The organism is Mesorhizobium sp. P2_A12, from assembly GCF_056405075.1.
Genome location: NZ_JBFUCU010000058.1, coordinates 1 through 5,638, shown reverse-complemented (window position 1 = coordinate 5,638; position 5,638 = coordinate 1). Strand labels below are relative to the sequence as shown.

The 5,638-nt window shown below is 58.0% G+C and carries 4 protein-coding genes and 1 pseudogene; 3 read left to right on the top strand and 2 right to left on the bottom strand.

Annotated elements, in window-relative coordinates; genetic code table 11:
* A partial coding sequence (locus AC1DZU_RS35285) for a hypothetical protein (RefSeq protein WP_477292046.1) occupies positions 1 to 234 on the top strand: 234 nt, incomplete at its 5' end.
* A gap of 108 nt (positions 235 to 342) precedes the next feature.
* Here the strand turns inward: AC1DZU_RS35285 and AC1DZU_RS35280 are convergent.
* Positions 343 to 1,446 carry a hypothetical protein gene (locus tag AC1DZU_RS35280; RefSeq protein ID WP_477292044.1) on the bottom strand — a complete coding sequence of 368 codons (1,104 nt, stop codon included), beginning with the start codon at positions 1,444 to 1,446 and terminating at the stop codon, positions 343 to 345.
* A 227-nt stretch (positions 1,447 to 1,673) separates the two neighbouring features.
* Positions 1,674 to 2,498, bottom strand: a pseudogene (locus AC1DZU_RS35275) (ATP-dependent DNA ligase).
* Between AC1DZU_RS35275 and AC1DZU_RS35270 the strand changes: the two are divergent.
* On the top strand, positions 2,385 to 2,738 hold the full coding sequence (locus tag AC1DZU_RS35270; protein WP_477292042.1) for a DUF1236 domain-containing protein: 354 nt from the start codon (positions 2,385 to 2,387) through the stop codon (positions 2,736 to 2,738). The pseudogene AC1DZU_RS35275 and the gene AC1DZU_RS35270 overlap by 114 nt on opposite strands.
* A gap of 149 nt (positions 2,739 to 2,887) precedes the next feature.
* Entirely contained in the window at positions 2,888 to 3,892 is a 1,005-nt protein-coding gene (locus AC1DZU_RS35265; protein ID WP_477292040.1) for a L,D-transpeptidase family protein, read from the top strand.
* Positions 3,893 to 5,638: the final 1,746 nt, after the last annotated feature.

Here is a 5,638-nt window from a genome sequence, read left to right as displayed (position 1 = left end):
CGCGTGACCCTGCATATCCTGACAGCCAACTATCCCTACTCGATCATCGACGCGAAGGCCAAGCCCGGCGACAGGATGAGATTCGAGGGCGACGTTGTGCATGTCGACGAGGATTTAGGTCGGGTGACGGTGCAGGTGCTCGGCCGTGTGACGGTCGAAGCCAGTACGGTCGAACTGGTCAGAAAGTACCAACGGCCGAAAGGCACGGCGTCCCTGATCGACGAGCCGACCTGATCCAGACTCTGGACCTTGACGAATGCCGCCCTTGCCACCCTGGTTTCCTTGATGCCCGCCAAGACAGCCAGGCACGCCTTCTCTGGACAGGCAGGCTCGCACCGGGTGCTACAGTCCATCTGTCTTGTAGCATTGCGCTATGACTTCGCCGCGGCGCACATTCTTCGGAGTCGGCGGCTGTTTGAGGGGATCTTCAAGATCCTGGATGCCAAGGAGACCGACCGTCAGTTCCAGATCCTTCTTTGAAAGCTTTTTGTTGTTGCGCAGGTGGATGATGGCGCTGCAATCAGCCTGTTTCTCATCGTCGGTGTAGTCGAACGGGTTGATCTCCGGGCGGCTTGCCTGATCGCCGTAATAGTTGAGTATGCAGGCTTGGTACAGCACGAAATTGCGGTAGGAATCCGGGTACATCCCCAGCATTTCATAGTCGTAGTCAACCACGGGCCCGTCTTCAACGAACGTATTGACGGCAGGTTCGTGGCTCGTAAGTTCTTGTGTTTTTCTGAAAAGCTGTTTGTATTTGTTGACGAAAAACATGTGCGGCTCAGCAAAGAACAGTACGTTCTGGCCTATAGAATTCTTACAGCCGGGAGTTTCGATGCCATGGCTGTCTGTAAAAGACGGGCCGGAGAGATCGCCGGAAATTAAGAAAGCGGCGTTGGCGGCGGCTTGGTTCTGCTCTGGTGGCGAACCCGCAGCCTGCGGATTTGCAAGATCGTACAATTTTGGAAAGACGGTTGTTTTAATACTTGCGGTTGGCGGAAATAGGTTGTTGCCGTTCTCTTGGGACAGAAGTGGGAAATTTGTCTCGACAAGTCCCGTCGGGCAAGGCTGACTGTTGGGACCTGGGCCATAGTGAAAGCGATTTCCCGGTGGGGCAACGCACGAAGGGTTAGAGGCTGCATTTTGAATTAGCCAAGCGTCCGAGAACGTTGGAGCATCGAATGTGTAGTCCGGAAAGCCCCATTTCCCGTGCCCATCCAGTTGCGCAACAGCGACTCTATAGCTTTCCTCGTTCGTCTCGCATTGTTTGGGGGGAAGCGCGTGCCAGCCTTCAACCTTGATATAGTCGTCGTCTCCTGCTCCCATGCTGCCATCGAGCCACATGTAAGCGACTAGAATAACAGCTTCGCCGGCATTGCAAATTCGACTGGCAGCATGAGCAGGCATGGCTATGAGGATGCAAAGGAGAGTGATCGAAAATACGCGCATGACGGCGCCGATCTTATGAGGGTTGTTCGGCTAGTCGGGCGAACCGGCAAGCCGACGGCACTCGGCAGCGTAAACCTGAGTGGCCGCTGCAGCGATCAGAGCAGCGTTTGTTGGAATTCGCCCCACCAACTGCTTCCGCCATCGACACCTTTGCCTATGAGGCTATCATGGCCGGGAGCTTCCGCAATTCAGCATTTCGGATGTAGGCGTCGCGCTCCTGGTCTTTCTTAGCCACGGCCATCGTCTACCTCCCTGAAATCCTGCAGGGAGGCATGCCGCAAATCTTCCTCCCCGCGCAAGTGCTTCACGCGGCCGATGATCCCCGGCTTAACCCATTGCGTCGCCGGCCGCTTCATGCCGTTCGGCGGCGGCCCGGCGTGTTCCTGAACACGTTTCCACAGTCGGTCTCGGATGGCGCTGCGAGCGTTGATGAAGGCCGAACCGACATATCTCCCGGTCGCACGATCCGCCATCAGCGCAAACGCCGGTTTGCCTGCTTCGCGCTCGACGCCGAGCAATTCATATTCGTCGATCGAGTAGCACTTGGCCTTCAGCCAGTTTGTCGACGGGCCGCTACGGAATTTGCTGTCGCGCCACCATGCCCTCCAGCCCGGCCTGGTCCAGCAGGTGAAAGATGCCTTGGCTTCACCCGGCAGCGCTTCACTGAACTGGATGCGCCCGCCGGGCTCAATCATGCCGGCGAGGATTTCGCGGCGCCCTTCCAGCGCCATGTCGCGCAGATCGTGGCCGTTGAGATTCAGCAGACCGAAGGCGTCGAAATAGAGGTCGTGCTGCCGGAGCGTGATCGCCTTGCGAAGTTCGCCGAAGTCCGACAGGCCGGCATCGTTGAGCAGGATGATCTCGCCATCGACGATGGCGCTTTCGGCGCCGAGGCTATTGGCCTCTTTCACAAGGTCGCGATACGTCGCCGTCCAGTCGTGCCCGTTGCGTGTGTAGATCCTGGTGCCGTCTTCAGCGATGACGAGCTGCGAACGGTAGCCATCGAATTTGACCTCGTGAATCCATCCGTCACCCTCGGGAGGCTGTGTCATGGTCGAACAGAAGACCCAGATCACCAGGAGACCCGGGTCGAACCGGTGTCCAATGTCGATTTTGACATTTCGGTCGGCATTGAGGTTCCCCGGCACAAGATTCGGTTGCATCGTCTGCCAGCTCGTATTGTCAAAATCGTACCCGCCTACGAAGCCTCCTACGAGTATTTCCTGTTGGCCGACGGTCGCATCGTCATCGTCGATCCAGACACGCTGAAGATCGTGCTTATCCTGACCTGACACTAACGTATCGCGCTGAAAAGGCTCGCCACATCGACGTGGCGGGCCTTTCCATGAGATCCGGCCGATGAATCGCTGTTAGCGCATGGAACCAGAAAGGCCTTTCCGCGTCATACAAGCAGGTTCCTGTGCACTCGGAGTTGGCATCGATGTTTAGGCTCCTTCTTGTCGTTGCCGTGGCATTCGCTCTCGCGTGCGGCGGGACCGAGGCGGCTAAGCTGGACCAAACCGCCGTCAACCAGGCCCAATTCGGCGTCGGCGAGCCGAAAGGTGCCATTCCAACCGTGCTGAAAGCCCAGATTCTTCTAGATCGCGCCCGATTCTCGCCCGGCCTGATCGACGGCCGCCTTTCAGAGAACTTCGCCAAGGCGATTGGGGCCTTTCAGACCGCGAACGGATTGCCGTCAGATGGCAAGCTCTCTCAGGAGACCTGGGACAAGCTCATGGCAACCTCCACCAGTCCGGTCCTGGTGGTCTACGAACTGACACCCAAGGATGTGCGCGGACCCTTCACCAAGCGCATTCCAGCTCGCCTCGAGAGGATGGCTCGTCTGTCGAGGCTTGGCTATCACAACGCGGCGGAGAAGGTTGCGGAGCGCTTCCATATAGGCGAACAATTGCTCAGAAAGCTCAATCCTGGCATCGGCTTCAGGAAGGCCGGCACGATGTTGTTGGTCCCAGATGTTGGCCGAGGCGATCCTCCCGCCGCGGTTGCTGGCGTCGAGGTCGACAAGGGCACTCGCCTGGTGCGCGTGCTTGACCCTTCTGGCAAATGGCTCGCAGTCTACCCCGCCTCGATCGGGAGCAACGAGAAGCCGGCGCCAAGCGGCCAGGCAGAAGTTAAACGCGTCGTACGCAATCCCACATACCACTACGATCCGGACTTCGCTTTCAAGGGAGTAAAGACTAAGCGGCCTTTCACCATCGCTGCTGGGCCGAACAACCCCGTCGGATCGGTCTGGATCGACCTCTCGATCGAAAGCTACGGCATTCACGGGACGCCCGAACCCCGCAAGATCGGCGCGACTTTCTCACACGGCTGCATCCGGCTGACTAACTGGGATGCCGAAGACCTCGCTTCTATGGTGCAGAAGGGCACGAAAGTTAACTTTAAGGACGAGATGGCGGACGCAGGCGTCAAGCTCGCCGATTAAACCATACGCACGGAGAGGATCACGGGCATAGCCAGCCGCACTTGGAAACCCAGCGCCTTCCGCAATCTTCATAGCTCAAGGCCGAGTAGGACGTCACGGGCTTGTCGGTCGTCGCCTGGCGCGCTCACCTCAGCACCCGCCAAACGATGGCGGCACACAGCAAAAGCACGATCGCGGCACACGCAATCAATACACCTCTTCGCGTTTGCCAGCTTGGCGGCTCAGCCGGCACAAGCCTGAACTGCTGGGCATGCTCGGTAGCGATTTTCAGGAGGGATAAAGCGGTTTCGTGCCGCGTCCACCCCTGCGCTTCCGAGGCAGTGACCAGCGCTGCGAATGCGGCTTCCAAGGCGACTTCACAGTTGGCCTCCCGGTCTGGGCTATCCTTTGGCAATATGGGTGGTTCGACGGCTCGGGACATGCAGACAAATCGGCTCGCCTAAGAAAGGTTCCCGCACTGCCAAGGGATATATTAGCATCTTCTTGACGAATGAATTCGCCACTACAGAGTGTCCTATGCAAGGCGGGATCCTTAAATCATCACTCGCCCATTGCGATACGTGCCGCAATCCGGTTAGCGCAATCCCCGCATGACGGCTTCCTATTTCTTTATCGATCTCTTGGCTTGGAATGCCGCCTGCTCGAATAGCGACCCTAACTTTCTGTCAGTCTCGAGCTGGACGATTCAGCCGAACGACGCCAAGACTAACCGAATCACGCTGACGCTGGCGACGTGATCTGAGAAGCCGATCCGCATGATCGAGGCGCAAGTCATTGATGGGTTCGCCGCAACGGGAGGATTATATTCCTGATCTGAATCATAAAGGCAAGGTGTCAGCAGCTATTCTTCAGGCCGAGCAGGCTCGTCGAGAAAGGCCCCCGCCTATACTCGTTCTCGACGAGCCCTCCGCCCCCATCCCCGGCGTCAAAAACGGTTGCGCAGTCTGCTTCGGCCGTCAAGCGGGGCGTGCCAATCGCATGTTTGTTCGTGCTGTCAGGTTGCGCCAAAGCCACATTTGGTAGACGTGTACGGGTGCGCGCCTGCTATGGCGCGGGGACCGGGCCATGAACGCGAAGGGGCCGCCACTTCCGACAAGCACAAAAAGTCCGTCACCTTGGGCAAAAGGTGACAGGCCTCAAAGACGCCAGCAGAGGGCCATTAGCTGGCGGAGAAGGTAACTTTCTGCGGAAATATTTGTGCATCTAAAACATAAAAAGAGCCCGCCACCGGGAAACGATGGCGGGAAGTGTGTGGGTGCTCGGGGGGTGACAACCGAGCAGGATCAAAACTTCACTCTCTGCAACAGGTTCCAGGAAGCCCGCCACTTTTTTCAACAGCGGGCCAGAAGCGACCCCCCTTTCCGTAGAGAGCCCGCGCCACGGTAGGGGACCAGTTGACGCGGGCCGGCTGGATGTATGCCCACCAGCCTTGCGACGGAGCCAGGCAGCCGGGCATCCGAAGCTTAAATCAACCATTCGAGACGGCTAATGTTCCATCGGCCTAGGCTGCAGAGGGCCTGTCTCCACTGGATGAATGGCGCATCCTTACCGGTGATGCCCTTGACGTTTCAACAGCGCAACCCTGTCTGGGGGCCGAGATCGACCAAATCACTCCTTCGCACCAAGAGTACGAAGCAAAGCGCCAATTTCCGAACGTCCCGTTGTGCTCTCCGCAATCATCAGCGGGGTCATCCCCTGATGGGTTCTCGCGCTCAAATCGGCACCTCGTTTGACGAGAAGCTCGAC

Bases quoted from the DNA above. Each gene is read 5' to 3' on its own strand.
- AC1DZU_RS35280 (WP_477292044.1), bottom strand. From the start codon at position 1,446: ATGCGCGTATTTTCGATCACTCTCCTTTGCATCCTCATAGCCATGCCT.
- AC1DZU_RS35265 (WP_477292040.1), top strand. From the start codon at position 2,888: ATGTTTAGGCTCCTTCTTGTCGTTGCCGTGGCATTCGCTCTCGCGTGC.